This window comes from Rhodococcus sp. NPDC058532 (assembly GCF_042719255.1).
GTDB lineage: Bacteria > Actinomycetota > Actinomycetes > Mycobacteriales > Mycobacteriaceae > Rhodococcus_G.
Window position 1 is genome coordinate 69839 of record NZ_JBHXNU010000011.1, and the last position, 25943, is coordinate 95781.

Here is a 25943-nt window from a genome sequence, read left to right on the forward strand (position 1 = left end):
GAACGGCCTCCCACAGTCTGCCTGACCGGTCCGCGGGCAGGCGATTTGGTACCTGGGTGGGTCTATGGGTTAAAGTCTGTTCCGCAGCCAAGCGAGAGCGAGCGCTGCCGAAGGTAATCCCCTGTAGCTCAATTGGCAGAGCTTCCGACTGTTAATCGGACGGTTGCTGGTTCGAGTCCAGCCGGGGGAGCCGCGAAACCCCTTCATCCGCCTCCGGCGGGTGGAGGGGTTTTCTCGTTCCGTTGCCGCAGTCGACGAACGGCACACCCCCGACCTGTGTACGCAGGTCGGGGGCGTCGTTCGCCGCGGCAGGCGGCCGGGTGCGGGAGTGAGATGGCTCACGCCGACGCCGGGTCGCCGACAATCGGGGACCTTCGACCCTGTTGTCGCCGCGCCGAGAATGGAACCCTCGCATTGTCGATGACGAACGAGGATGACGATGCGGAATTCACGAACTCTGACCAACCGGCACCTGCTGGCGCCGCGGGACGTCGACGAGCAGGTCGCGCGGGCGTGGTTCCTGCTGGCGATGCTCGCCGCGGTCGCGGTGGTGGCGACCTCGGCGCTGCTGTTCGTCGCGATGACCTGAGCCTCGACGCGCCTCCGGACCGGCCGCGGCGCACCGGTACCATTCGGTGCGCCCGCGGTGCGGGCGGATGGGGCGGTAGCTCAGTCGGTTAGAGCCGTGGACTCATAATCCATTGGTCGCGGGTTCGAGCCCCGCCCGCCCCACCCTGGTTGACGCGACAATCGTGGCACCCCACGACTTAGGGTAGCCATGCTTAACTCCCGCTCGTGACACACACCTCCCGCCACTGGGCCACCTCCGCGAGCGACCTCGCGATCGCCGCCTTCCGCGTCGTCATCGGATTCCTCTTCTTCTGCCACGGCGCAACCAGCCTGTGGGCGTGGCCCGCCGAGCCCTACGGCGGGCAGACCGCGCAGCTCGGTGCGTGGCCCGGTTGGTGGGGCGCCGCCATTCAGGTCGCCTGTGGCGCGCTGCTGATGGTCGGCCTCGGGACGCGGGCCGCCGCCTTCCTCGGGTCGGGCTCGATGGCATACGCGTACTTCTGGGGTCACCAGGCCGACGGCGCGCTGCCGATCCAGAACGATGGCGAACCCGCGGCACTGTTCTGCTGGGCGATGTTCGTGCTGGTGTTCATCGGCGGTGGATCGTTCGCGCTCGACCGGGTCGTGCGGCGCGGCCGGGGGGCCGCTGGCCCGGATCCGCGGGTGGACTCCCGTGCCGTCGGGGCGCCCACCTGACCCGTCGGTAACGGACGTTCACCTGGGGATATGCATCTACGTTAGAGGCTGTTACGAAATTCTTCTAGAACGTGTTCCAAATCTGCGGTTTTCCGGCTATCGTGTCCGCTGTGATCGCCGTCACCGGGGGTCACCTGACGCCGAAGTTGGACGAAAGGCCGGAACCGAGATGAAGACAAAAGGCGCGCTCCTGTGGGGTCTCAACGAGCCCTGGTCGGTCGAGGAGATCGAACTGGGCGACCCGCGCGAGGGTGAGGTCCAGATCCGCATGGAGGCGGCGGGCATGTGCCACTCCGACCACCACCTCGTCACCGGCGCAACTCCCATGCCGTCCTTCCCTGTCCTCGGCGGGCACGAGGGCTCCGGCGTCGTCACCAAGGTCGGCCCGAACGTGAAGCGGCTCAAGGAGGGCGACCACGTCGTCCTGTCCTTCATCCCGGCCTGCGGCACCTGTGACCCCTGCACCCAGGGCCACTCGAACCTTTGCGACCTCGGCATGGGCCTGCTCACCGGGCAGTCCATCTCCGACGGCTCCTACCGGATCCAGGCGCGCGGGCAGAACGTCATCCCGATGTCCCTGCTCGGCACGTTCTCGCCGTACATGACGGTGCACGAGTACTCCGCGGTCAAGATCGACGAGCACATCCCGTTCGAGGTCGCCGCGCTCGTCGGCTGCGGCGTCACCACCGGCTGGGGTTCGGCAACCAACGTCGCGCAGGTGCGTCCCGGTGACTCCGTCGCGATCGTCGGTGTCGGCGGCGTCGGCATGGCCGCGCTGCAGGGTGCCGTGGTCTCCGGCGCCCGCCACGTCATCGCGATCGACCCGGTCGCGTCCAAGCGTGAGCGGGCCCTGAAGTTCGGCGCCACCCACGCGTACGCCAGCCTCGAGGAGGCCATCGTCCCGGTCATGGAGCTGACCTGGGGCAAGATGTGCCAGAAGGTCATCCTCACGATGGGCGAGATGGACGGCACCCTCGTCGACCCGGCGCTGACCCTGACCGCGAAGACCGGCACCTGCGTCGTCACCTCGATGGGCAACATGTCGGACATGGACGTGAAGATGAACCTGTTCCTCTTCGCGATGCTGCAGAAGACGCTCAAGGGCAACGTCTTCGGCGGCGCCAACCCGCGCCACGAGATCCCGATGTTGTTGGACCTCTACAAGTCCGGTCAGCTGAACCTGCAGGACATGATCTCCAACACCTACAGCCTCGAGCAGGTCAACGAGGGCTACCAGGACATGCTCGACGGAAAGAACCTGCGCGGCGTCATCAAGTACACCGACGCCGACCGCTGACGGACACCCGCCGACGGCTCCTCGATGCCGGGTCGCCCCACGGGGTGACCCGGCATCGTCGCGTCCACCGGTCCTCGTAGGCTGACGCCATGCCCTCCCTCGCCGCGATCGACACCTGGCCCGTCGAGCACGCCGCCGCCGCCGCGGTCGGCCCTGGCGGCGTCCTGGACACGGCGGGGGACCAGGACCGGGTCTTCGCGCTGGCCTCGGTGACCAAGCCGCTCGTCGCCTACGGCGTCCTGGTCGCGGTGGAGGAGGGTGCGATCGACCTGGACCAGCCTGCGGGCCCACCCGGCGCGACCGTGCGGCACCTGCTCGCGCACACCTCGGGGCTGGCCTTCGGTGACCGGACCGTGCAGGCGGAGCCGGGCACCAAACGCATCTACTCCAGCGCGGGCTTCGAGGTGCTCGCCGACCTCGTCGCGGCCGAGACCGCGATCGCGTTCCCGGAGTACCTCCGGCAGGCGGTGTTCGAACCGCTCGGGATGACCGGGTCGGCACTCGACGGATCCGCCGGTCACGGCGCCAGCGCCAGCACCGCCGACCTGACCCGGTTCGCGCGGGAACTGCTGCGGCCCCGGCTGGTGGCCCCCTCCACCCTCGGCGACGCCACGACGCTGCACTACCCCGACCTGCGCGGGCTGCTCCCCGGCTACGGCATGCAGCGGCCCAACGACTGGGGGCTCGGGTTCGAGATCCGCGACGGGAAGGCGCCGCACTGGACCGGTGCGACGAACTCGCCGGCCACCTTCGGTCACTTCGGGCAGTCCGGCACCTTCCTGTGGGTGGACCCGACCCGCGCGCTGGCGTGCGTCGCGCTCACCGACCGGGCGTTCGGCGACTGGGCCAAGGAGGCGTGGCCGCCGCTGAGCGACGCGGTCCTCGCCGAGTTCGGCGGACGCTGAGCGAGCCCCGTCCGCGGGGCAATACCCGCTTCAACTGGCGCACCACCGTGCACACGGGGCACACTGTTACCGCGCCACCGCCGGGTCAGCGCGACAGAGGCCGTTGGGGAAGACGACCCTCGTCGAAGCTGGAGGTGCGCTGTGCGCGAATGGGATCGGTTCGCCGACGCGACGAACGGTGTGCTGCACGTGCACTCGTCGCCAGCGGCGCTGTGCCCGCACATCGAGTGGGCCCTCGCCGCCACCCTGGACTGCCGCGCCAACCTGGCGTGGACCTCGCAGCAGGCATCCCCCGGACAACTGCGCGCCAGCACCGACTGGGTCGGCCCGGTCGGCACCGGTGCCCGGCTCGTCAACGCACTCCGGGCGTGGCCGATGCTGCGGTTCGAGGTCACCGAGGACGCCAGCGAGGGCGTCGACGGGGAACGCTACTGCCACGCGCCGTCGCTCGGGCTGTGGCGCGGGTCGATGAGCGCGAACGGTGATGTCATCGTCGGCGAGATGCGGCTGCGGGCGCTGATCGCCGAGCATGGCAGGTCCGAGCGCCTCGCCGCCGAGCTCGAACGCGCGCTCGGGTCGCAGTGGGACGCGGAACTCGAGCCGTACCGCAGCGGCGGCGAGGGCGCGGAGGTCACCTGGCTGCGCAGCGACGTCGGGTAGGACATCATGGCCCCATGCTGATCCTCGGCCTCGTCACGCTCGTCCTGCACGGCGTCCTCGCCGGCCTCTACTACGCGTTCTCGATGTCGGTGATGCCCGGCCTGAAGGCCGTCGACGACGACGCGGCCGACGCGGCAATGCGGAGCGTGAACCGGAAGATCCTCACCCCGTGGCTGTTCGTCCCGTTCCTCGGGGCACCCGTCGCGGCAGGCGCCGCCGGGTTCCTCGCGTCGGGCGCGGCCGCGACGTGGTACTTCGCTGCCGCCGCGGTCAACCTCGTCGGGTCCGTCCTGATCACCGCCGTCGTCAACGTCCCGCTCAACAACGCGCTCCTCGGTGGGCGGATCGGCTTCCGGGAGTACGCGCCGCGCTGGACCGCGTTCAACACGCTCCGCGCGGCGCTGTGCGTGGTGTCCCTGCTGCTGGTCGGCGTCGCCCTGACCCGGTGATCGACGGTCGGGAATCAGACCGGCCGACGGGGTGTTGAACGGTTCGGCCGTGGTTTTTGTGTGTTTGTGTACCCACTGCACGCTCGCAAGGAAACAGTGTTGCGGGCGCCGTGCAGCCCTTCAGGTTCCTGGGTTCATCCCGTCAGCGTCTGGAGACGTTCGCGTCGCGTCTGGAAACCGGCCCGGTCCGCACGGTGCGGTCCGACCAGCCCTGAGAAGGAGTCCTCATGACCCAGGGAACAGTCAAGTGGTTCAACGCGGAGAAGGGCTTCGGCTTCATCGCGCAGGACAACGGCGGCCCGGACGTGTTCGTGCACTACTCGGAGATCTCCGGTTCCGGCTTCAAGAGCCTCGAGGAGAACCAGCGGGTGGAGTTCGAGATCTCGCAGGGGGCCAAGGGCCCGCAGGCGACGGACGTCCGCGCGGTCTGACGCCGATCCGCCGGTGAACCCGCCGGCAGCCACGGGAGCCCCTCGACCGGAAGGTCGGGGGGCTCCCGTCGTCGGGGACCCGGTCCGTCAGGGACCCGGTCGGTCAGGGTTCGGGCCGAAGATCGTGCGCCGTCTGCGCAGCGAGCACGTCGCCGAGGTGCTCGTCGCTCCACTCGCAGGCCGCTCGGAGCGGCCTCTGCAGTGACCGGCCCAGGTCGGTCAGCTCGTACTCGACCCGCGCCGGGATCTCGGGGTACGAGGTGCGAGTGAGCAGTCCGCTGCGTTCCATCGACCGCAGTGACGCGGTGAGCACCTTCGGGGACACCATGTGCAGCGGCACCTGCAGTTCGGAGAACCGGCGGGGGCCGTCCCGCAGACAGGCGATGATGCGGGCGGTCCACTTGTCCCCGACCCGGATCGGTGACGGTCCCGGCAGGCAATCCGAGAACAGGTCGCGGGGCAACGGGGTGCGCACCTGGTCAGCCTAACTATCGTTGCGGTAACCGGCACCCCCCTCGCTACCGTCGGCGTCTCGACCGGCGACCGCCGGCCGAACGCGGACCAGGGAGGACAGTCGTGAACGAGATCGTGGTGTTCGGTGGCGGCAGGGCGGGGCGGCGTGTCGTGGCGGAGGCGGCTTCGCGCGGTCGGGCGGTGACGGTCGTGGCGCGGGATCCGCACCGCTACACCGGTCCGGTGGGGAATCTGGTCCGGGTGGTCGCGGGGGACGTCACCGATCGCGGCGACGTCGCGCGGATCGCGGCAGGCCACTCCGCCGCGATCCACACCGCAGCCCGAATGGACGTGCCGTCGACGGAGTTCTACGTTGCGGCCGCGCGGGCGTTGACCGGCGGCCTCGTCGACGCCGGGGTGCCGCGACTGGTGGCGGTGGGGATCGGCACGATGCTCGAGACGCAGCCGGGTGTGCGGGTCCTCGACGCACCCGGGTTCCCGGCGGAGGCGCGCGAGTTCTCGCTCGGCCATGTCGCGGAACTCGACGTCCTGGAATCCGCCGATGCCGCGTTGGATTGGGTGATGCTGGCGCCGCCGCCGGTGGTGCTCGACGAGGACGCGCCGCGGACCGGGCGGTACCGGACCGGTGGCACTTGTGTGCTCGGCGACGGGGCGTTCTCCTACGCCGACCTGGCCGTCGCGCTGGTCGACGAGGCCGAGAATGCCCGCCACAGCAGGGCCCTGGTCGCGGTCGGCTGACGGCGACAGCGTGCGGGCCCCGACCGGACCGGTCGGGGCCCGCACGTCACGTCACAGTGGGATGTTCTTGTGCAGGCCGCGGCGTGCGGGGGCCGCGGCGAGTGCCGCGGTGAGCCTGCTGCGGGTCGTGGCGGGCTCGATCAGCTCGTCGACGACGCCGATCGACATCGCCCGGCCGACGCCACCGGCGATCGCCTCGTGCTCGGCGGCCAGCCGGTCGTGCAGCGCCTCGCGCTCCTCCTCGGGTGCGGCGGCAAGGGCCCGCTTGTGCAGGATCCCGACCGCGGCCTTGGCGCCCATCACCGCGACCTCGGCCTCCGGCCACGCGTAGACGGCGGTGGCGCCGAGCGCGCGGGAGTTCATTGCGATGTACGCGCCGCCGTAGATCTTGCGGGTGACCAGGGTGACGCGGGGAACGGTCGCCTCGGCGAACGCGTGCAGCAGCTTCGCGCCGCGGCGCACCACCCCCTCCCACTCCTGGCTGACGCCGGGCAGGTAGCCGGGCACGTCGACGACGACGACCAGCGGGATCCCGAACGCATCGCACAGCCGGACGAACCGGGCCGCCTTCTCCGCGCTCTCCGAGTTCAGGCAGCCGCCGAGGCGAAGCGGGTTGTTCGCGATGACGCCGACGGTGCGACCACCCATCCGGCCGATGCCGGTGACGATGCTGCGCGCGTAGTTGCCCTGCAGTTCCTCGAGGCTGGACTCGCCGTCCACGTTGTCGAGCAGCTCGTGCACGATCGGGCGGACGTCGTAGGCACGCTTGGCCGATGCGGGCATCATCGCCCGCAGGTCGGTGTCCCCGCGGCGGGCCGCCTCGACGTCGAACTCGCCCTGATCGGCGATCATCGACACCAGCCTGCGGGCCCGGTGCAGGGCGTCGAGCTCGTCGCGGGCGGCGATGTGCGCGACCCCGGACTTCTTGGTGTGCGTGTCCGGGCCGCCGAGCGACTCCATGTCGACCTGCTCGCCGGTCACCGAACGGACCACGTCGGGTCCGGTGACGAACACGCGGCCCTCGGGCGCCATGATGACGACGTCGGTGAGCGCGGGGCCGTAGGCGGCGCCGCCCGCGGCGAACCCGAGGACGACGGAAATCTGGGGGATCAGGCCGGACGCGCGGACCATGGCCTCGAACACGAGGCCCACGGCGTGCAGGGCCTCGACGCCCTCCGCAAGGCGGGCCCCGCCCGAATGCCAGATCCCGACGATCGGGACCTGCTCCTCGATCGCGGCGTCGATGGCCGCGACGATGTGCCTGCAGCCGTCCACGCCCATCGCGCCGCCCATCACGGTGGCGTCGGAGCAGTAGGCGATGGTGCGGACGCCGTCGATCTCGCCGGACGCGGCGAGGACGCCGGACCGGTCGCGGTCATGCAGCGTCGTCGTGGTGCCCGCGTCGAACAGCTTCTCGAGCCGGGCGAGCGGATCGCGCGGGTCGAGCTGGGCGTCGGATCTGGTGACGGGATCCAGAATGGTCATCGCCGGTCCTCCTTCAAAAGCGAGCCGCTGACTGTGGGGGGTGGTGAGGGGCCCGCCGGTGCGGGCCCCTCACCCTCGAACTACGAGCCGCCCAACGTCAGGCGCGGCCGAAGGCGAGCGCAACGTTGTGCCCACCGAATCCGAACGAGTTGTTGATGGCGAAATCGATCCGGCCCTCGCGGGGCTGGCCCTTGACGACGTCCAGGTCGATCTCTGGATCCTGATTTTCGAGATTGAGCGTGGGCGGGATGATCCCGTCACGCACACTCAGGACCGTGAGCACCGATTCGAGCGCACCGACGGCGCCGATCGAATGCCCGAGCGCGGACTTCGGTGCGTACACCGCGGCGTGCGATCCGACCGCGGCGGTGATCGCCTTGGCCTCGGCGGTGTCGCCGATCGGGGTCGCGGTGGCGTGCGCGTTGACGAACGAGATGTCCGCCTTCGCCAATCCCGCGGACTCGATGGCCCGGGTCATGGCGCGGGCCGCTCCGGTGCCCTCGGGGTGCGGCGCCACGATGTGGTGTCCGTCCGAGGTGATGCCCGCACCCAGCAGTCGTGCGTGGATGGTGGCACCGCGCGCCTTCGCGTGCTCCTCGGTTTCGAGGACCATCATCGCGCCCGCCTCGCCGAAGACGAAGCCGTCGCGGTCCTTGTCGAACGGCCGCGACGCCCCCTTCGGGTCGTCGTTGCGGGTGCTCAGCGCCCGCATCATCGCGAAGCTGGCGGTGGCGACGGCGTCGAGTTGCCCTTCGACGCCACCGGCGACGACGATGTCGGCGTCACCGAGCGTGATCATCCGGTACGCGTGCGCGATCGCCTCCGACCCCGACGAGCAGGCGGAGACCGGGGTGATGACCCCGGCGCGCGCGCCGAGCTCGAGCCCCACCGTCGCGGCAGGGCCGTTCGGCATCACCATCTGCACGGCGAACGGGGACACCTTGCGGTACCCGCCCTCGCGCAGCTTGTCGACCGCGTCGATGAGCGTCTCGCCGCCGCCGAGGCCGGTGCCGATGACGACGCCGAGCCGGTCCTGGTCGACCTCGGGGCTGCCCGCGTTCTGCCAGGCGGTGCGGCCCAGCGTCAGGGCGAGCCGCTCAGCGAACGCCATCCGCCGGACCTCGACGCGGGAGAGACCCTCGTCGGGGCTGACCTTGAGCCTGCCGCCGATGCGAACCGGCAGATCGAACTCGTCGACGAAGCCGTCGAGCGTGCCGATGCCGCTCTCGCCTGCGAGCAGGGACTTCCACGTGGCATCCACGTCACCAGCGAGTGACGTCGTAGCCGCGAGGCTGGTGACGACGACGTTGGGCAACGTCCGGGGAGAGGTGGAGGACACGTCGGGGCTCACTTGTCGTCGGTGGAGCCGGTCTGGACGCCCTCGGCCTCGAGCTTCTGAACGTAGGTGACCACGTCGCCGACGGTGCGCAGGCTCGCGAGGTCCTCGTCCGGGATCTTCACGCCGTACTTGTCTTCCATCTGCACGGCGATCTCGACCATGGACAGCGAGTCGATGTCGAGGTCGTCGACGAAGGCCTTCTCGATGGTCACCTCGGACGGCTCGATGCCGGTGACCTCTTCGATGATCTCGGCGATGCCGGCGATGATTTCTTCCTGAGTGTGTGCCACGGGGTGGCTCCCTTCATGATGGTGTTGTTATTCGGGTCCTGCGTTCGCCCGGTCCGGCGGACCGGGCGAGTGATGCAAGTTCGGTGAGTTCCGGCCCGCGCTGCGGCCGGATCAGCCGAGCTGGGCGACGGCGTCCAGCTCGGCCGGGGTTTTCATGGCCAGCGTCGGGGTGCCCTTGAGCTCGCGCTTCGCGATGCCGACCAGGGTGCCCGCGGGCGGCAGTTCGGCGACCGCGGAGACCGCGGCGCCGCGGAGGTAGGCGCTGCACAGGTCCCACCGCACCGGGCGGGTGACCTGCGCGGCCAGCTTGGTCAGCGCGTCGGCGCCGGAGGTCACCGGCTGCCCGTCGGCGTTGGACAGCAGCGTGCGGGTGGGGGCCTGCGGGACGATCCGGGCGGCGGCCGCGGTGACCGCGTCCTGCGCCGGTGCCATGAAGCGCGTGTGGAAGGCGCCCGCGACGGGGAGGGCGCGCACCCGGGCCTTCTCCGGCGGGTTGGCCGCCAGCTCCTCCAGCTGGGTGAGCAGGCCCGCGGCGACGATCTGGCCTGCCGCATTGCGGTTGGCTGGCTCGAGATCGAGTTCGGCGAGGCGGGCGAGGACGGCGTCCTCGTCGCCACCGAGGACCGCGGACATGCCGGTCGGCTCCAGCGCGCACGCCTTCGCCATCTCCGACCCGCGCAGCGCGGCGAGCGCGACCGCGTCGTCCGCGGAGATGACCCCGGCGATCGCCGCTGCGGCCAGTTCGCCGACCGAGTGGCCCGCGACGACGAGGTCCGCGGGAACCTGGCCGCGGCGTTCGAGTTCCTCGAACGCCAGCAGTGCGGACGCGACGACGAGCGGCTGGGTGACGGCCGTGTCGGTGATCTCCTCCGCGGTGGCGGTGGTACCGAGCCGACCGAGGTCGAGGCCGGCGGCCTTCGACCAGATCGCAACGCGATCAGCAGAGCCGGGCAGCTCCAGCCAGGGGCTGAGCATGCCGGGCGTTTGGGACCCCTGACCCGGGGCGAGCAACGCAATCACAGGAATAAGGGAACACCGGCCGCCCGCCGTGGCGGGGTGTTGTTGACGATGAACCTTGGACAAGTGTTTTGTAGGGTTTCAACAAAACCGCTTGTCGCCGTCGAGCATCGTACTTCAATCGTTGCGCGTTACAGCCCGTTCCCGTGATCTGTTGCGGCTGTGACTGATGTGGCGGAACTGGAAGGTTCGTGATGGGTTCGAGTCAGCCTGCCCACTGTTGCTGCGATTCGGAGTACGTACGCGTCCCGCGGATTGGTCGGATCTCGCCGCGTGATCTCCGCGATCTTCTTCAGTCGATACCGCACGGTATTTGGATGGACGAACAGTTGACGGGCGCAGGTCTCGACGGCGGCGCCGCAGTCCAGATAGGTGTCGAGGGTGTCCGTCAGCGCCGATCCCGCCGCGGCGAGCGGCTGCACCAACTGGTCGTTGAGGGCGTCGAGCGCGGCGCGGTCGCCGAGCAGGGCGCGCTCGGGCAGCAGCTCGCCCGCGTGCACCGGCCGCGGCGCGGCGCGCCAACCCGCGACCGCGTCCATGCCGGCGAGCGCCTCGACCGCGCTGAAGTGGGCGGCGCCGAGGGTGCCGGTCGTCGGACCGATGACCACCGGTCCGGGGGAGAACGCGGCAAGCAGGTCGTTCAGGAACGGCCGGTTCTCCGGTGAGGACCGCACATCCCCGGAGACCACGGCCACCAGCCGCGACCCCTGCACCACCGCGAGCGCGGCCCGGTCGTGCCGCTGCGCGATCGTGTGCACCGTGCCGACGACGGACACCCCCTCCTCGGGCGGCGGCGTCCCGACCAGCACCGTCGCGGGTGCGGTCGCGTCCCAGTTCAGCGTCGCCGCCCGCGAGAGCATGTCGGGGCCGCTGTCGCCGCGGACCACCGCATCGACGACCAGGGCCTCGAGCCGGGTGTCCCAGGCGCCGCGGGACTCGGCGGCGCTCGCGTACACCGTCGCCGCCGTGAACCCGAGCTCGCGCCCGTACCGCAGCACCGCCTCGGTCAGGGCGACCAGCTGCTGATCGTTGCGGGCGAGCGCCGGCAGCCACTGCTCGAAGAACTCCATCGCCACCCGAACCATGTCGACGGTCTGCCGCAGCGTCAGGCGCCGGGCCAGGTCCTGGGGGATGACCTGGAATGCGTCCAGGCTGAACCGCATGTCGCTGTCGGCCGGGTTGCGCAGCCATTCCAGGAAGTTGACGATCGCCGTCTGCACCAGCAGCTGCACGCTGGCGCGCTGATCCGCGTCGAGGTCGGCGAAGAACGGCAGCTGCGTCTGCATCGAGGACACCGCCTCGGTCGACAGCCTGCCGGAGAACTGCTTGACCCGGCGGAGCAGCGCGTCCGGCAGCGGCTCCCGCGGTTCCCGGCGGCCGACGAACGGCGGTGCGACCGGGGTGCGGGCGCCCTCCGGGACGGCGGGCGGCGGCGCCGCGGCCGGGTCATCGGTGGGCGGGGTCGCCGCCGTCTCCGCCCCGTCGGACTCCTGTGCACCCATGACAGGGAAACCTACGCCACCACCCGGGCCGAACGCCCCGGCACCGGGGCGGTGTCGGGGCGTTCGAGGGGGAGCTAGGCGCTGCCGGGATCCTTCATCGACGTCGGCGCCGCGAGGACGTCGTCGATCCGGTACTGGCGGGCGGCGGCCGCCGGGGTGTTGTGCTCGACCTTGCCCGCGCGGGCGAGCCCGGCGAGCACCGCGACCGCGATCGACTCGGCGTCGACGTTGAAGAACCGTCGCGCCGCCGTGCGGGTGTCGGAGAAGCCGAACCCGTCGGTGCCGAGGGTGGTGTAGTCGCCGGGCACCCACTGGCGGATCTGGTCCGGCACCGCGCGCATCCAGTCGGACGCGGCAACGAACGGGCCCTCGGCGCCGGCCAGGGCGGTGGCGACGTACGGGATACGCGGGTCGGCGTCCGGGCTGTGCAGCGCCTCACGGTCGCATTCGATGCCCTCCCTGCGCAGCTCGCCCCACGAGGTCACCGACCACACGTCCGCGGAGACCCCCCAGTCGTCGGCGAGCAGCTGCGCGGCGCGCAGACCCTCCGGCATCGCGACACCCGAGACCAGGATCTGGGCCTTGGGGCCAGTGCCTGCGCTGCGCTGGTAGAGGTAGATGCCCTTGAGCAGGCCGTCGACGTCGAGGCCCTCCGGCTCGGCGGGCTGCACGTACGGCTCGTTGTAGATCGTCAGGTAGTAGAAGACGTTCTCGCCGCCGAACCCGGGAACCCCCTCGGTGCCGCCGTACATCCGGCGGATGCCGTCCCGGACGATGTGTGCGATCTCGTAGGAGAACGCCGGATCGTAGGTGACCGCGGCCGGGTTCGTCGACGCCAGCAGCAGCGAATGCCCGTCGGCGTGCTGCAGGCCCTCGCCGGTGAGGGTGGTGCGGCCCGCGGTGGCGCCGAGCACGAACCCGCGGGACATCTGGTCCGCCGCGGCCCACAGTCCGTCACCGGTCCGCTGGAACCCGAACATCGAGTAGAAGATGTACAGCGGGATCATCGGCTCGCCGTGCGTGGCGTACGAGGAGCCGACCGCCGTGAACGACGCCGTCGAGCCCGCCTCGTTGATGCCCTCGTGCAGGATCTGGCCGACGCTGGACTCCTTGTACGCCAGCATCAGCTCGGCGTCGACGGAGGTGTACAGCTGCCCGTTGCGGTTGTAGATCTTCAGCGACGGGAACCACGAGTCCATGCCGAAGGTGCGCGCCTCGTCCGGGATGATCGGCACGATGCGCTTGCCGATCTCCTTGTCCCGCAACAGTTCCTTGATGACGCGGACCAGCGCCATCGTGGTCGCGACCTCCTGCTTGCCCGACCCCTTGCGGATCGGGTCGAGGGTGGCGATGTCCGGCACCGGCAGCGGCGCCGCATCGGTGCGGCGGGACGGGAGGAACCCGCCGAGCTGCGTGCGGCGGTCGAGCATGTACCGGATCTCCGGGGCGTCCGGCCCGGGGTGGTAGTACGGGGGCAGGTAGGGATCCTTCTCCAACTCGGCGTCGGAGATCGGGATCCGCTGCAGGTCGCGGAACGCCTTGAGGTCGTCGAGGGTCAGCTTCTTCATCTGGTGCGTGGCGTTGCGGCCCTCGAAGTGCTTGCCGAGGGTGTAGCCCTTGATCGTGTGCGCCAGGATGACCGTCGGCTGGCCCTTGTGGGCCATCGCCGCGGCGTACGCGGCGTGGATCTTGCGGTAGTCGTGGCCGCCCCGCTTGAGGTTCCAGATCTCCTGGTCGGTGAGGTCCTTGACCAGTTCCTTGGTCCGCGGGTCGCGGCCGAAGAAGTGTTCGCGGACGTAGCCGCCGTCGTTGGCCTTGTAGGTCTGGTAGTCGCCGTCCGGGGTGACGTTCATCAGGTTCACCAGGGCGCCGTCCTTGTCGGCCTGCAGCAGCGCGTCCCACTCGCGGCCCCAGACGACCTTGATGACGTTCCAGCCAGCGCCGCGGAAGAACGACTCCAGTTCCTGGATGATCTTGCCGTTGCCGCGGACCGGCCCGTCCAGGCGCTGCAGGTTGCAGTTGACGACGAAGGTCAGGTTGTCCAGGCCCTCGGTCGCCGCGACATGCGCGAGTCCCCGCGACTCCGGCTCGTCCATCTCGCCGTCACCGAGGAACGCCCACACGTGCTGCTGCGCGGTGTCCTTGATCCCGCGGTCGTGCAGGTAGTGGTTGAACCGGGCCTGGTAGATGGCGTTCATCGGGCCGAGGCCCATCGACACCGTCGGGAACTCCCAGAAGTCGGGGAGCAGGCGCGGATGCGGGTACGACGGCAGCCCACCCTCGGCGTGGCTGGCCTCCTGGCGGAACCCATCCATCTGCTCGGGCGGGATCCGGCCCTCCAGGAAGGCGCGTGCGTAGATGCCGGGGGAGGCGTGCCCCTGCACGAAGATGTGGTCGCCGCCGCCCGGATGATCCTTGCCGCGGAAGAAGTGGTTGAACCCGACCTCGTACAGCGCCGCGGACGACGCGTACGTGGAGATGTGCCCGCCCACGCCGACCCCGGGGCGCTGCGCGCGGTGCACCATGATCGCGGCGTTCCACCGGATCCAGGCGCGGTAGCGGCGCTCGACCTCCTCGTCGCCGGGGAACCAGGGCTCGTTCTCGGTGGGGATGGTGTTGACGAAGTCGGTGGACGTCAGGGCGGGAATGGAGACGTGCCGCTCGCCTGCGCGCTCGAGCAGCCGCAGCATCAGGTAGCGTGCGCGGGCCGGGCCGGAGCGCTCCACGAGATCGTCGAAGCTTTCGATCCACTCGCCGGTTTCGTCGGGATCGATGTCGGGAAGGTAGGACGCGACGCCCTCGCGGATGACGCGCACACGGCCGTCGGAACCGGGAGTGGAACTGGGCGCCAGGGGAGATACCGGGTCCTGGGTCTGCTCGGACAACTTTTGCTCCTCATCGCGGGTGGACGCACGGTGCGGCGTCCGATCCATCCGGGTCTCCTGGTGTGACGGCGGCCCGGTGTGTTCATGATGGTGATCTGGGTCCAATCCTGCCAAATGCCCCCGACCGCGGTGCGCGCGCGTCTGTTTCGTCGCCCGTCCAAAGATTTGTTATGGCGAATCGGCGCGGCCCGCTTGCGCGGAACGCCTCGAGCATGTTCGCTTTCACTACCGATCAACACCGATCGGATGCTGGAGACAGCACGAACACCTGTAGGAGGACACCACCGTGGTCGCCGAGGCCGACGCCCAGAACTACGTCCAGAAACTGGGCATCACCCAAGACATGGCTGTACAGGAACTGGGTTGGGACGAGGACACCGACGACGCCCTGCGGGCCGCCGTCGAGGAGACCATCGGCGGTGAGCTCCTCGACGAGGACTCAGACGACGTGATCGACGTGGTCCTGCTGTGGTGGCGGGACGGCGACGGCGACCTCGTCGACGCGCTGATGGATGCGATCGGCCCGCTCGCCGACGAGGGCTTCGTGTGGGTGCTCACCCCGAAGACCGGGCAGCCCGGGCATGTCGAACCCAGCGAGATCGCCGAATCGGCGCCCACCGCCGGACTGACGCAGACGTCGGCCGCGAACCTGGGATCCTGGTCGGGCAGTCGGCTGGTGCAGCCCAAGGCCCGCCCCGCGAAGCAGCGCTGAGCGCCCAACCCGGTTAGGAATTCGCATGCCCCTCGACGTCGGTGCCGTCGCGCCCGATTTCACCCTCAAGGACCAGAACAACCAGGAGGTCTCGCTCTCGGACTATCGGGGCGAGAAGAACGTCCTGATCGTGTTCTACCCGCTCGCGTTCACCGGAACGTGTCAGGGCGAACTGTGCAAGGTGCGCGACGGGCTGCCCAAGTTCGAGAACGACGACGCCGCCGTGCTCGCGATCTCGGTCGGCCCGCCGCCAACGCACAAGATCTGGTCCGCCGAGCAGGGCTACACCTTCCCGCTGCTGTCCGACTTCTGGCCGCACGGCGCGGTCGCGCAGGCCTACGGCGTGTTCAACGACAAGGCCGGGTACGCCAACCGCGGCACCTTCGTCGTCGACAAGGAGGGAATCATCCGGTTCGCCGAGATGAACGGCCCCGGGGAGGCCCGTGACCAGGGAGCTTGGGAGAAGGCGCTCGCCGCGCTAGATTCCTGAGTGCATTCCGGCGCGCGGACACCTGTCCGCGCGCCGGGGTTCGGGCGTGTAGCTCAGTGGTAGAGCTCTGGTTTTACACACCAGCGGTCGGGGGTTCGAAACCCTCCGCGCCCACTGCATTCGACCGCGCGGGTCGTCGATTCGCAGCCGGACAGGAGCCCCCACCTCGAGGCGGGGGCTCCTGCCGTTCCGCGGAGTCAGGATCCGAGCGGGAGGTTGAAGATGAAGTCCTCCGAACCCAGTACGCCGAGGAGGCCGAAGTCCTCCGAGCCGGCCGAGCCGAACGGGCCGCCCTGACGGTTCCAGTTGGTGCAGCCGACGGAGTCGAGGCGGTCCCCGGCGTCCATGTCGACGATGCGGTACTCGCCGGTGACGCCGACGCCCTCGTAGCTGGGCGCCTCGTCGTCGACCTGGGTGAGGGAGAACCGGCAGTCCATGCTGTCGGTGATGCGGGAGTAGTACGAACCCGGCTCCACGTCGACGCCCGCGACGTAGGGGTGGCCGGTGGTGCCGGGAATGCTCGTGGCGAGCGCGGTGGCGACGCCGGCGGTGCCGATGACGAGGCCGACGGCGGCGACGGTGGCGCCGATGAATCCTGCGGTTCTACGCACGGTGGTTCTCCTCGGGTTCATGGAATGAGCCCGCACACCGTAGTGGTTTCGCGGTGTTCCGGTCAGGATTTCGGCCATTCGTCCGAGCACGATCGTGTGGATGGCCGATGGTGCGAGTCTCCCTCGCCGCGTGGCGACGCTACCTGTAGAACCTGTCGTGCAGGTCGACGCCCGGCCCGACCGACACTTTCAGCGCGGTGAGCATGCCCGTCCGGCCGGGCAGTGCGGCGCTGCCGCCCGGAGCGATGCTCAGCCGCCGTACTGCGGGCTCCACCAGGCGTCCTCGGCGGCGAGGCGTTCGGCCACCGACTCCGGCATCGTGCTGCAGCTGTCGGGGTCGCCGAGCGGGTCGTTGTCGGCGGCGGAGTCGAGGATGCCGACCGTCTCCACGGTGCCCTCCCAGCCGCCCATCTCCGCGATCCGCTGCGGTACCCGTTCGCGGGCCCTGGTCACCGTGCTGGCCACGACCCACTGACCGTCGCTGGTGATGTCCACGCCGCCCCCCGGGGAGCGCTTGGCGTCCTCACCGAGGGGTAGCAGGCCGGCGAGAGTGGCTGCGTCCCAGGTGTTTCCCTCCCACGGAGCACGGTTGAAGTAGTACCAGCTGGCGGCGCAGATGCCGTACAGGTTGGGGCCGAACTGCGCGTAGTTTAGGTACAGGTCGAGTTGCCGCCGGTCGCCCATCATGTTGAACGGCCACGCGAGCACGGCCTCGACACCCTTCCTGGCGACCTTGGCGACCAGCCACTCGCCGCGGATCAGGAAGATGTTCTTCACCAGCTGCTGCGGAATGGTCGACCCCGAGTTGTCCTCACCGGTCGTCAGGTAGGTCGTGGTGCGATCGACGAACTCGCCCAGGTGGTACGGGCCGGTTCGGGTGCCGAGCTGCGCGTCCTCGTGCACGAGGGTGGCCGCGACGTAGTGCCTGCTGATGTAGTCGAGCGAGACGGTCTGCTGCACCGTCGGACCGCTCGCCTCGTCCGTCAGCATGAACAACGTGCGGGGCGGCGTCACCACCCGGTAGACGATCGGCGTCACGACGCAGAACACCAGGAAGGCCGCCAGCAGTCGCGCCCCCCAGCGGACCGCGACCCGTGGCCAGGTCGGTGCGCTCGCCGGGGGTGGTGCCGGCCACGGGTAGGGGCCGGGGATCGGCCCCGGTGGCGTTGGGGCGCCGGCAGGAGGCCACGGCGGTGTCGGTGGCGTCGGTCCCGCCGGATCGGTCGGGGGCAGCAGGCCGGCGAGCCGGTCACCGAGGGGGGAGCCGGGGCGCAGCCAGCGGGGCACCCGCTGCGGTGGCTGCTCGGGCGGATGCGGTGGGCGGGGTTGGCGGTTCCGGCTGTCGCCGAGACGGATGTTCATGAGTCCTCGACGGCGGTACTCCGGGGCCAGAAACCGGAACTGGCCTATTCGCCGTTGCGTTCGATATTAGACGGCGTACGACGTCCGGAGCCCCGCGGTTTCCTTCCGGGGGCTAACGGGCCGTGACTTCACCGGTGACTGCGGGGACGATGAAACCGACCGGTTATTCCGACTGGGTGCGGTGCGTCCCGCTGGCTGTGCCGCGTGCCAGGGAGAGCCCGACGAGGCGGCCGCGATGAGTGGATTCAAGGCGGGGTTGGTCGACAGTGCGCTGCACACCCGGTTCTCGCCGGAACTGATGCTGCGCTCGACCCGGCAGCTGGCGGTCGCCGGCGGTGCGGATTCGATGTGGGTGCCCGACCACCTCAACAGCATCTTCCCGGCGTCGATCTGGAAACGCGAGCACCTCGGGGCCGCGGCGCTCGTGCCCCGGGCCGACGCGTGCTACGAGCCGTGGACCGCACTGGGATACGTTGCGTCCCAGAACAAGTTGTCCCGGCTGCGGCTGGGGGTGAGCGTCACCGACACCGGCCGCCGCAACCCGGCCGTCACCGCGCAGGCGGCGGCAACCCTGCACCAGCTCAGCCGGGGTCGCGCGATCCACGGGATCGGCCCGGGGGAACGCGAGGGCAACGCGCCCTACGGCGTGGACTGGGAACGGCCGGTGGGCCGGTTCGCGGAGGCGATCGCGACGATCCGTGCGCTGTGGGACGCCGACGGTCGACCGGTGACCCGGGACTCGGAGTTCTTCCCGCTTCGCGACGCGGTGTTCGCGATCCCGCCGTACCGCGGCAGGTGGCCGGAGATCTGGATCGCCGGGCACGGGCCGCGCATGCTGCGGGTCACGGGACGGTACGCGGACGCGTGGTTCCCCGCCTACGCGCTCCGGCCGAGCGAGTACGCGGAGCGGCTCGCCGTGGTGCGGACCGCGGCGTCCGATTCCGGACGTGATCCGGCGGCCGTCACGCCCGCGGCGTTTCTGTTCGTCATGACGGCCAGCAGCGGCGCCCAGGTCGACGAGATGGTCGGCTCGCTCGCGGCGCGACTGTTCACCCTGACCGCGTCCGGCGAGGTGTGGGCGCGGCACGGGGCCGAGCACCCGATGGGGTCGGGGTTCAGTGGGATTCAGGATCTGTTGCCGCAGACCATTGACGAGCCGACCGCGCTCGATTGCGCGGATCGTGTCCCGCCGTCGCTGGTCCGGGCGTCGATGCTGGCCGGGACGCCCGCCGAGGTGCTCGAGCAGCTCGCGGAGTGGCGGGACAACGGGCTCCGCTACGTCGTCCTCGCCGGTCTCGGCTTCGTGCATCCCCGGCTTCGCGTCGGGCTCGCGTCATCGTGGCCGATGGTGCAGGTGCTCCGGGGAGCCCGTCGGCTCTGACCGGGTGCGGTCACGCGGGGCGCTGCATCATCGGTAGAAGCCGTCGCGCAGGTTGATGCCGTGCTCGACCCACACCTTCAGTGCGGCCAGCATCCCGGTCCAGCCCATGCAGTTGTCGAACGCGTTCTTCGCGCCCGCCTCCGTTGGCTGCCAGGAGGATTCGGTGATCGTGACCAGGGTCCTGGTGTTGTCGTCGACGGGCTCGAACTCGAAGGTCGTCGTGGTCTTTCCGGTGTCCGAGGTGGTGGCGGTGCCGTCCCACTCGATGACGATCCGCCGGTGCGGGTCGGCGGCGACGACGGTGACCGGGAAGGCGCCGGGGAAGTCGTGGAAGTCCCAGGTGACCTCGGTGCCGGGTTCGAGTCGGCCGCGCGCGCCGCCGGTGGTGAAGTACTTCGACAGCTGCTCGGGGTCGGCCACCGCCTCGTAGACCTCGGCGCACGGGCGGGCGACGTGCCCGGAGACCGTGAACGACAGTGCGGTGAGGGGCTGGGGAGTGTCGATGTTCTCGTTCATGTTGTAATTTTACAACATGAATGCGGGCGAGGGCGAGAGCAACGAGAACTCCGACGACGACCGGGTGTTCAAGGCGCTGGCGTCGAGCACCCGAAGGCGGATGCTCGACGTCCTCAAGGACGCGTCCTGCACCACCGGGGAACTGTGTGCGCACTTCCCCGACCTCGACCGCACCACCGTGCTGCAGCATCTGCGGGTGCTCGAGCGGGCGGACCTGGTCACCGGCCGCAAGGTCGGGCGCGAACGCCGACTCGCGTTGGCGCCGCTGCCGATCAAGCGGATCCACGACCGGTGGATCGGGGAGTACGCGCGCGCTGCGGTCGATCTGCTGCACGAACTCGGCCGCGACTGACCGGCGCTGGCGCGATGCGCAGCGGGCGAGAAGGCGCAGCGAGCGAGGAGGCTCAGCGGGCGAGGCTGGCCTCGTCGTCGAGCTGGCCGCGGAACGTCCTGCGGTAGGTCGACGGCGGCACGCCCAGCTGGGCCGCCATATGCTGACGCAGCGAGGCGGCGGTGCCGAAGCCGACGTCGGTGGCGATCGTGTCCACCGACAGGTCCGTCGTCTCGAGCAGCTGCCGCGCCCGGTCGACGCGGCGAATGATCAGCCACCTGGCCGGGGTGGTGCCCACCTCGTCGACGAACCGGCGGGTGAACGTGCGGACGCTCATGTTGGCGTGCCGGGCCAGCCGGGACAGCTGCAGCGGCTCGTCCAGCCGCTGCAGCGCCCAGTCTCGGGTCGCCGCCGTCGATTCGGCGGTGGTCGCGGGCAGCGGCCGCTCGATGTACTGGGCCTGGCCACCGTCGCGCCAGGGCGGAACCACGCATCGCCGCGCCACCCGGTTGGCGACGTCGGCGCCGTGGTCGCGGCGCACCAGGTGCAGGCACGCGTCCAGCCCGGCGGCGGCGCCCGCCGACGTGATCACCTCGCCCTCGTCGACGTACAGCACCTCCGGGTCGACCCGGACCCGCGGGAAGGTGTGCTGGAAGTGTTCGGCGTGCCGCCAGTGGGTGGTGGCCCGGCGGCCGTCGAGCAGGCCCGCCGCCGCAAGCAGGTACGACCCGATGCAGATCGACACCCAGCGGGTGCCGGGCCGGACGCGGGCGAACGCGGCGGCGACCGGTTCGGGCAGGCGCCCGTCCCGCGCCGAGCCGAGCCGATGGGTCGCCGGGATCACCACCGTGTCCGCGGTCGCCAGCAGCGCCGCGTCGTGCTCGACGGACACCGCGAAGTCGCTGTCGGTCCGGACCGGCCCGCCGTCGACGGTGCATGTCAGCACCTCGTACAGCGGGTGCCCGCCCGCGTCGGTTGCGCCGCCGAACACCCGGGCGGGAATGCCCAGCTCGAAGGGAATCACGCCGTCCAACGCCAGAACCACCACACGATGCATGGCCGGATTCTTTCACACATCGACCTTCCGGCCAGTGGTTCGCGGCACTACCGACCGGCTACACGAGGGCGAGAGTCGTCACGCACGTCGGATCGTCGGCGCCGGTGCCGATCGTGGTGCGACCCGACCGGCCACCGGACTCCACCAGGAGGTCGGCGTCGATGCCCTTCGGCAGCCACAGCCCGATGAAGCCGTTGTCGTAGGTCCGCGTGGTCCGGTCGACCAGCACCGCACCGTCCGCCGGGTCCGTCACCCGGACCCGGATCGGCTCGTCGCGCAGCTCGCCGAGGCATGTGGTGAGGCTGTGGAAGTAGCAGTCGTGCGTTCGGGTCGCATAGGGGGCGATCGAGACGTAGAACTCGTCGGCGGGCAGCGGCACGCTGGTCTCGAACCCGTCGGGGTCCGAGACGACGACCGCGTCGGGCCGGACCGAGGCGAGCAGGTCGTTCGGTCGTTCGGCGACCGGGAGGGTGTCGAGCCGCTCGATCAGCTCCCGGCCGTCGAGCCCGTCCAGCCCGTGCGCCGCCAGCACATTCGCGGCGGGAGCGGCGGACGGGGTGGTGGTGCACCCCGCCAGCAGCAGCGCCCCGGCGGCGACGGACACGAACAGGGCAATCGGGTGCAGACGGGAGCGGGCCATACCGCCAACCTAGCGCGCATGCGCGGGGGCGCCGGTCGCCCGGACGTCACCGTGGTCGGCATCACAGCGAGAGTTCACCCGCCCTTCACCGGCGCCGCGTGATCGCCCTCTACCGTGAGGTGGGGAGCGGGTTGCCGCGATCGCGGGACCGCGCACCAGTGCACGTGCCGCCGAACGAGAAAGTCCGCCTGCCAACGGAGGTGTCCGATGGAACTCCTCGCAGTCCTGACCCTGATCGTCGCCCCGGTCGTCGTCGCCGCCGCCTACCTCACGGTGGGTGCGGTGTTCCTGATGGAGATCCGCAGCCGGGAGCGGCAGCCACCCCAGCCCACCGAGGTGCGGGCGCCCGCCCCGGTGCCTGCGCAGGCTCAGCCCTGCCGGGCACCGAGATCGTGGCGGTCCAGGAAGTCCAGCGCCAGATCGGCGACCTCCCGCCAGCCGCGGTCCGCTGCCAGCGAGTGTCCGCGGTCGGGCAGCACCCGATACTCGGTTGCGCCGGTGTTGCGACGCTGAATGTTGTACGCGGACTGCACGATCGGCTCCGGGACCATCCGGTCCGCGCCACCGGCAACGAGCAGCAGCGGGCCGCGGGAGGAGCGGGTGTCGATCTTCGTGGGCCCGCCGACGATGTTCGCGAACGCCGCCTGGAACAGCGGCCGCGCCGGGCCGGGGATGCTGTGCGCCTCGAACAACGCGTCCGACTCCTCGCGGGTCACCGCGCTCGCGAACCCCGCGTGATACGTGTCCGCGGTGTGCGACCAGGTCCGGGTGCGCAGGCCCGGCCTGCGCAGGATCGGCAGCACCGTCCGCACCTGAGTCGGGGGGAGCCGAAGGACGCCCTTGAACTGGACCGGGGCGATCGCAACGGCGCCGCGGACCACACCCTCCCCGAGCAGCTTCTGCGCGATCAGCCCGCCGAACGAGTGCCCGACCACGATCGGCTGCGTCGGCAGCGCCTCCGCCACCGTCCGATAGTGCCGGGTGAGCTCGGCGATCCCGACCCCGTCCAGCCTGCCCGGATCGTTCCGGGTGGCCTCGGCGGTGTCGCCGTCGCCGGGCCAGCCGGGCGCGATCGGAACGTACCCGTGGTCGGCAAACAGGTCGAGCCACGGCCGCCAGCTGCTCGCGTGCATCCACAGACCGTGCACGAACAGCACGGGGATCGGGTCGGGCTCCATCTCGCACTCCTCGGTTTCGTTGACCCGTCGAGCCTAGGGTGTCGCCGCGGCTATCGTGGCGCGGTGCGTCTGATCACGATCATCCAAGCGTCCCCGTTCGTCCCGGTGTGGCTGCGGATCCTGCTGCTGCTCGCCGCGGGGGCGCGGGTGTGGGGCGCCGGAATCTACTCCGGATGTCACTTCGGCGGCAAGGACATTCGGATGGGGGTCGGCACCTTCGTCAACCGTGGGGTGCTCTTCGACGGGACCGCGCCGATCACCCTGGGCCGGCAGGTTGCGGTCGGGCACGGCGCCCGGTTCATCACCAGCACCCACGAGATCGGCCCCGAGGACGGCCGCGGCGGGCGGGTGGTCCACCGGCCGATCACCGTCGGTGACGGCAGCTGGATCGGCGCGGGCGCCATCGTGCTGCCCGGGGTGACGGTCGGGCCGGGCTGCATCGTCGGTGCGGGCGCGGTCGTCACCCGCGACTGCGATTCCCATGGCCTCTATGTCGGGAACCCTGCGCGGCGGGTGCGGGACCTGCCGGTCGGCGCCGCGGATCGCGCGGCGCGGCCCTGACGGCGGCCGTGCCTCGGCTACTTCTTCCGCTTGCGCTTCTTCCTGGCCTGGGCGCGGGACCCGCGGGTGCGTTTCGCGGCGGTCGCCGCTGCCGCCTCGCCGGTGGTCGGCGCCGAAGCGGCGGCAGCCAGGATGCGGGCCATCTCCCGCCGCAGGCTGTCCATCAGCTCGGGGGAACGGAGCAGGAAGTTCGCCTCCTGCAGCGCGGCGTAGCGGTCGCGGGAGATCAGCACCGCGTCGCCGCGTTTGCCCGCGATCTCGACCGCGACGGTGCCCTCGTTGACCTCCCGCACCAGGGACCCCAACCGCTTGCGTGCGTTCTTCACCGTGGTCGCCGCCACTCCCGCCGACTCCAATCGTCGCTGCACCGCACCCCGCTGGGGTGCCCCGCGCATCCTCGCATCACCGGAGCCGATTCGGGTCAGGACACGGCGGATTGCCGCCGCCGCCGCGATTGATACAACTACCGGTGTGAAACGTCCCAGGATCTCCGCCCGCGCCACCGGCATCGCCCTGGGCTATCTCGCCGACCGGGTGTTCGCCGACCCGGTGCGGTGGCATCCGGTCGCCGGGTTCGGATCGGCCGCCGCCGCCCTCGAACGGTGCACCCACCGCGACTCCAGGGCGGCGGGGGCCGTGCACACCGGGCTACTCGTCGGCGCCGTCGTCGGCGGCACCGCCCTCGCCGCCCGCGCCGCCGGGCGGCTCGGCTGGGCGGGGGAGACGGCGGTCGTCGCCGCGGCGACGTGGATCTCCCTCGGCGGAACCTCGCTGACCGGGGTGGGGTTCCGGATGGCCGACCGGCTCGCCGCCGACGACCTCTCCGGCGCGCGGGCACTGGTGCCGTCGCTGTGCGCGCGGGACCCCGACCTGCTCGACGCGACGGGCATCGCCCGCGCCACCGTCGAATCCGTCGCCGAGAACACCTCCGACGCCACCGTCGCGCCGCTGGTGTGGGCGGCGGTCGCAGGCGCCCCCGGCGCACTGGGGTATCGCGCGATCAACACGCTCGACGCGATGATCGGGTACCGCTCGCCGAAGTATCTGCGGTTCGGGTGGGCGGCGGCGCGGCTCGACGACGCGGTGAACCTCGCGCCCGCGCGGGTGACGGGACTGCTCACCGCCGCGGCGGCCCCGGTCGTCGGCGGCTCACCGCGCGCGGCCGCCCTGGCCTGGCGACGCGACGCGTCCGCGCACCCGAGCCCCAACGCGGGCGTCGCGGAGGCGTCGATGGCGGGCGCGCTGGGGATCGCGCTCGGCGGCCGCACGGAGTACGCGTACGGCGCGGAGGATCGGCCGACCCTCGGTGCTGGCCCGGCGCCCGGCGTCGGCGACATCGCCAGGGTGGCGCGGCTGTCGACCGTGGTGCAGGCGGGTGCCGCGGTCGCGGCGGTGCTGGTGGCGTCGGCGTTCCGACGCCGACCGGGCGGTTGCCGGGTCGGGCACTCGGGCGACGGTCCGGGATCCGCCCGGTCAGCGGGTGCGGGTCAGCGCCGGGTGCCGTAACGGTCGGCGAGCTTCGCCTCGGTCGCCGACATCGTCTCGGGCTCGCGGGTGGCGGCGGCGGTGCTCGCCTCGGCGGGCGCGGCAGGCTCGGCGACCCGGCGCTCGCGTCCCCTGCGCCGTTCCCGCAGTTCGGCGCGGACGAAGTACGCCAGCCCGAGCGGGGCCATGATCCCGAACGCCAGCCACTGCAACCCGTACGACAGGTACGGTCCCGCGTCGAGTTGCGGCAGCGGGATCGGCGTCAGCACCCCCGGCTCGCCGGCGGCGAGCTGGAACCAGCCGTCGACCAGCGGCAGCCCGACCGCGGCGCCGACCTGGCCCGCGTTGAGGGAGTACACCTGGGGGATGCCGTTCTCGACGATCGGGTCCTTGCCGGGGGCGGTTCCCTCGGAGGCACGGACCCGGGTCGTCACCGTCGTCTCGCCGGCGGGCGGCGGCTCGATCGGTGGTGCGACGGTGCCCCGGACGGGACGCACGTAGCCGCGGTTGACCAGGATCACCTGACCGCCGGTCAACCGCATCGGCGTCAGCACCTCGTAGGCGGGATCCCCCTCGATGGACCGCAGCCGCACCAGCGCCTCGTCCTCGGGCAGGTACGTTCCGGTGGCGGTGACCTGACGCCACTCGTCGTTCGTGGCGATCGGTCCGGACGCGGGGAGCACCGATTCGATCGGCACCGGGTCCGCGTTCACCGACTCCTCGATCAGGGTGTTGCGGGTGGAGGTGCTGGTGTTCTTGCCGAGCTGCCACGGAGCAAGCACCGTGAAGCACAGGTAGGCGAATCCGGCGACGACGACGGCCAACACGAGCCAGCCCGGACGTAGCAGAAACTTCAGCCTTCGCACGACACCACGGTACTT

30 protein-coding genes and 3 tRNA genes are annotated in these 25943 nt (G+C 70.8%); 17 read left to right on the top strand and 16 right to left on the bottom strand.

The window, feature by feature from the left end:
- The first annotated feature begins 117 nt into the window (after positions 1-117).
- From ACFWQG_RS14575 to ACFWQG_RS14615, 9 genes are all read left to right on the top strand, one after another.
- Positions 118-190, top strand: a tRNA-Asn gene (locus tag ACFWQG_RS14575).
- Positions 191-439: 249 nt separating this feature from the next.
- A complete protein-coding gene (locus ACFWQG_RS14580; protein WP_378508337.1) occupies positions 440-589 on the top strand; it encodes a hypothetical protein in 150 nt (49 codons plus the stop codon).
- Between the two features lie 69 nt (positions 590-658).
- A tRNA-Ile gene (locus tag ACFWQG_RS14585) sits at positions 659-732 on the top strand.
- Between the two features lie 63 nt (positions 733-795).
- Positions 796-1266 carry a DoxX family protein gene (locus ACFWQG_RS14590; RefSeq protein ID WP_378508338.1) on the top strand — a complete coding sequence of 157 codons (471 nt, stop codon included), beginning with the start codon at positions 796-798 and terminating at the stop codon, positions 1264-1266.
- Between the two features lie 169 nt (positions 1267-1435).
- On the top strand, positions 1436-2563 hold the full coding sequence (locus ACFWQG_RS14595) for an NDMA-dependent alcohol dehydrogenase (protein ID WP_378508339.1): 1128 nt from the start codon (positions 1436-1438) through the stop codon (positions 2561-2563).
- 89 nt (positions 2564-2652) lie between these two features.
- Positions 2653-3468 carry a serine hydrolase domain-containing protein gene (locus tag ACFWQG_RS14600; RefSeq protein ID WP_378508340.1) on the top strand — a complete coding sequence of 272 codons (816 nt, stop codon included), beginning with the start codon at positions 2653-2655 and terminating at the stop codon, positions 3466-3468.
- Positions 3469-3609: 141 nt separating this feature from the next.
- Positions 3610-4128 (top strand): DUF3145 domain-containing protein, encoded by a 519-nt coding sequence (locus tag ACFWQG_RS14605; RefSeq protein WP_378508341.1) that lies wholly within the window; start codon positions 3610-3612, stop codon positions 4126-4128.
- Positions 4129-4142: 14 nt separating this feature from the next.
- Positions 4143-4577, top strand: a complete 435-nt coding sequence (locus tag ACFWQG_RS14610; protein WP_378508342.1) for an anthrone oxygenase family protein — start codon at positions 4143-4145, stop codon at positions 4575-4577.
- A 227-nt stretch (positions 4578-4804) separates the two neighbouring features.
- Entirely contained in the window at positions 4805-5008 is a 204-nt protein-coding gene (locus ACFWQG_RS14615) for a cold-shock protein (RefSeq protein ID WP_378508343.1), read from the top strand.
- 103 nt (positions 5009-5111) lie between these two features.
- Here the strand turns inward: ACFWQG_RS14615 and ACFWQG_RS14620 are convergent, their stop codons facing one another.
- Positions 5112-5483 (bottom strand): winged helix-turn-helix transcriptional regulator, encoded by a 372-nt coding sequence (locus ACFWQG_RS14620; protein WP_378508344.1) that lies wholly within the window; start codon positions 5481-5483, stop codon positions 5112-5114.
- Between the two features lie 101 nt (positions 5484-5584).
- Between ACFWQG_RS14620 and ACFWQG_RS14625 the strand changes: the two genes are divergently transcribed.
- Positions 5585-6220: an NAD(P)-dependent oxidoreductase gene (locus tag ACFWQG_RS14625; RefSeq protein WP_378508345.1), complete on the top strand. Its 636-nt coding sequence runs from the start codon at positions 5585-5587 to the stop codon at positions 6218-6220.
- Between the two features lie 51 nt (positions 6221-6271).
- Here ACFWQG_RS14625 and ACFWQG_RS14630 read toward each other — a convergent pair whose 3' ends face one another.
- The 6 genes from ACFWQG_RS14630 to aceE form a co-directional block, all read right to left on the bottom strand.
- Positions 6272-7705: an acyl-CoA carboxylase subunit beta gene (locus ACFWQG_RS14630; protein ID WP_378508346.1), complete on the bottom strand. Its 1434-nt coding sequence runs from the start codon at positions 7703-7705 to the stop codon at positions 6272-6274.
- Positions 7706-7802: 97 nt separating this feature from the next.
- The gene (locus ACFWQG_RS14635; RefSeq protein WP_378508347.1) at positions 7803-9044 is read right to left on the bottom strand and encodes a KasA/KasB family beta-ketoacyl-ACP synthase; all 1242 of its coding nucleotides are present in this window, start codon (positions 9042-9044) and stop codon (positions 7803-7805) included.
- An 8-nt stretch (positions 9045-9052) separates the two neighbouring features.
- Entirely contained in the window at positions 9053-9334 is a 282-nt protein-coding gene (gene acpM, locus ACFWQG_RS14640; protein ID WP_378508348.1) for a meromycolate extension acyl carrier protein AcpM, read from the bottom strand.
- Positions 9335-9445: 111 nt separating this feature from the next.
- Positions 9446-10354, bottom strand: a complete 909-nt coding sequence (locus ACFWQG_RS14645) for an ACP S-malonyltransferase (RefSeq protein ID WP_378508349.1) — start codon at positions 10352-10354, stop codon at positions 9446-9448.
- 128 nt (positions 10355-10482) lie between these two features.
- The gene (locus ACFWQG_RS14650; protein WP_378508350.1) at positions 10483-11853 is read right to left on the bottom strand and encodes a PucR family transcriptional regulator; all 1371 of its coding nucleotides are present in this window, start codon (positions 11851-11853) and stop codon (positions 10483-10485) included.
- Between the two features lie 74 nt (positions 11854-11927).
- Complete coding sequence (aceE, locus tag ACFWQG_RS14655; RefSeq protein ID WP_378508351.1) at positions 11928-14786, bottom strand: pyruvate dehydrogenase (acetyl-transferring), homodimeric type; 2859 nt, start codon at positions 14784-14786, stop codon at positions 11928-11930.
- Between the two features lie 238 nt (positions 14787-15024).
- Here aceE and ACFWQG_RS14660 point away from each other — a divergent pair, with 238 nt between their 5' ends.
- The 3 genes from ACFWQG_RS14660 (at position 15025) to ACFWQG_RS14670 (ending at position 16054) form a co-directional block, all read left to right on the top strand.
- The gene (locus ACFWQG_RS14660) at positions 15025-15450 is read left to right on the top strand and encodes a DUF3052 domain-containing protein (RefSeq protein WP_378508352.1); all 426 of its coding nucleotides are present in this window, start codon (positions 15025-15027) and stop codon (positions 15448-15450) included.
- Between the two features lie 25 nt (positions 15451-15475).
- On the top strand, positions 15476-15940 hold the full coding sequence (locus ACFWQG_RS14665; protein ID WP_378508353.1) for a peroxiredoxin: 465 nt from the start codon (positions 15476-15478) through the stop codon (positions 15938-15940).
- Positions 15941-15982: 42 nt separating this feature from the next.
- A tRNA-Val gene (locus ACFWQG_RS14670) sits at positions 15983-16054 on the top strand.
- A gap of 83 nt (positions 16055-16137) precedes the next feature.
- On the opposite strand, the gene ACFWQG_RS14675 is transcribed toward ACFWQG_RS14670, so the two are convergent.
- The 3 genes from ACFWQG_RS14675 to ACFWQG_RS14685 all read right to left on the bottom strand — a co-directional run bounded on the left by ACFWQG_RS14675 (position 16138) and on the right by ACFWQG_RS14685 (position 17913).
- Complete coding sequence (locus ACFWQG_RS14675) at positions 16138-16551, bottom strand: hypothetical protein (protein ID WP_378508354.1); 414 nt, start codon at positions 16549-16551, stop codon at positions 16138-16140.
- 139 nt (positions 16552-16690) lie between these two features.
- On the bottom strand, positions 16691-16825 hold the full coding sequence (locus ACFWQG_RS14680; RefSeq protein WP_378508355.1) for a hypothetical protein: 135 nt from the start codon (positions 16823-16825) through the stop codon (positions 16691-16693).
- Positions 16801-17913, bottom strand: a complete 1113-nt coding sequence (locus ACFWQG_RS14685) for a transglycosylase domain-containing protein (RefSeq protein ID WP_378508356.1) — start codon at positions 17911-17913, stop codon at positions 16801-16803. The genes ACFWQG_RS14680 and ACFWQG_RS14685 overlap by 25 nt, the downstream gene beginning before the upstream one ends.
- Positions 17914-18148: 235 nt before the next feature.
- Between ACFWQG_RS14685 and ACFWQG_RS14690 the strand changes: the two genes are divergently transcribed.
- A complete protein-coding gene (locus tag ACFWQG_RS14690; RefSeq protein ID WP_378508357.1) occupies positions 18149-19294 on the top strand; it encodes an LLM class flavin-dependent oxidoreductase in 1146 nt (381 codons plus the stop codon).
- Positions 19295-19321: 27 nt separating this feature from the next.
- Here ACFWQG_RS14690 and ACFWQG_RS14695 read toward each other — a convergent pair whose 3' ends face one another.
- Positions 19322-19810 carry an SRPBCC domain-containing protein gene (locus tag ACFWQG_RS14695; RefSeq protein WP_378508358.1) on the bottom strand — a complete coding sequence of 163 codons (489 nt, stop codon included), beginning with the start codon at positions 19808-19810 and terminating at the stop codon, positions 19322-19324.
- A gap of 16 nt (positions 19811-19826) precedes the next feature.
- Between ACFWQG_RS14695 and ACFWQG_RS14700 the strand changes: the two genes are divergently transcribed.
- Complete coding sequence (locus tag ACFWQG_RS14700) at positions 19827-20162, top strand: ArsR/SmtB family transcription factor (protein WP_378508359.1); 336 nt, start codon at positions 19827-19829, stop codon at positions 20160-20162.
- Between the two features lie 52 nt (positions 20163-20214).
- Here the strand turns inward: ACFWQG_RS14700 and ACFWQG_RS14705 are convergent, their stop codons facing one another.
- The 3 genes from ACFWQG_RS14705 to ACFWQG_RS14715 all read right to left on the bottom strand — a co-directional run bounded on the left by ACFWQG_RS14705 (position 20215) and on the right by ACFWQG_RS14715 (position 23016).
- On the bottom strand, positions 20215-21198 hold the full coding sequence (locus ACFWQG_RS14705) for a GlxA family transcriptional regulator (RefSeq protein WP_378508360.1): 984 nt from the start codon (positions 21196-21198) through the stop codon (positions 20215-20217).
- A 58-nt stretch (positions 21199-21256) separates the two neighbouring features.
- Positions 21257-21838, bottom strand: coding sequence for a CueP family metal-binding protein (locus ACFWQG_RS14710; RefSeq protein WP_378508361.1), 582 nt, complete (start codon positions 21836-21838; stop codon positions 21257-21259).
- A 368-nt stretch (positions 21839-22206) separates the two neighbouring features.
- Positions 22207-23016 (bottom strand): alpha/beta hydrolase, encoded by an 810-nt coding sequence (locus ACFWQG_RS14715; RefSeq protein WP_378508362.1) that lies wholly within the window; start codon positions 23014-23016, stop codon positions 22207-22209.
- A 63-nt stretch (positions 23017-23079) separates the two neighbouring features.
- On the opposite strand from ACFWQG_RS14715, the gene ACFWQG_RS14720 reads away from it, so the two are divergent.
- Positions 23080-23577, top strand: coding sequence for an acyltransferase (locus tag ACFWQG_RS14720; protein WP_378508363.1), 498 nt, complete (start codon positions 23080-23082; stop codon positions 23575-23577).
- A 17-nt stretch (positions 23578-23594) separates the two neighbouring features.
- Here ACFWQG_RS14720 and ACFWQG_RS14725 read toward each other — a convergent pair whose 3' ends face one another.
- On the bottom strand, positions 23595-23972 hold the full coding sequence (locus ACFWQG_RS14725) for a type II toxin-antitoxin system Phd/YefM family antitoxin (protein ID WP_378508364.1): 378 nt from the start codon (positions 23970-23972) through the stop codon (positions 23595-23597).
- Between the two features lie 76 nt (positions 23973-24048).
- Between ACFWQG_RS14725 and ACFWQG_RS14730 the strand changes: the two genes are divergently transcribed.
- A complete protein-coding gene (locus ACFWQG_RS14730; protein WP_378508365.1) occupies positions 24049-25083 on the top strand; it encodes a cobalamin biosynthesis protein in 1035 nt (344 codons plus the stop codon).
- Here ACFWQG_RS14730 and ACFWQG_RS14735 read toward each other — a convergent pair.
- Positions 25065-25928: an SURF1 family protein gene (locus tag ACFWQG_RS14735; protein ID WP_378508366.1), complete on the bottom strand. Its 864-nt coding sequence runs from the start codon at positions 25926-25928 to the stop codon at positions 25065-25067. The genes ACFWQG_RS14730 and ACFWQG_RS14735 overlap by 19 nt on opposite strands.
- Positions 25929-25943: the final 15 nt, after the last annotated feature.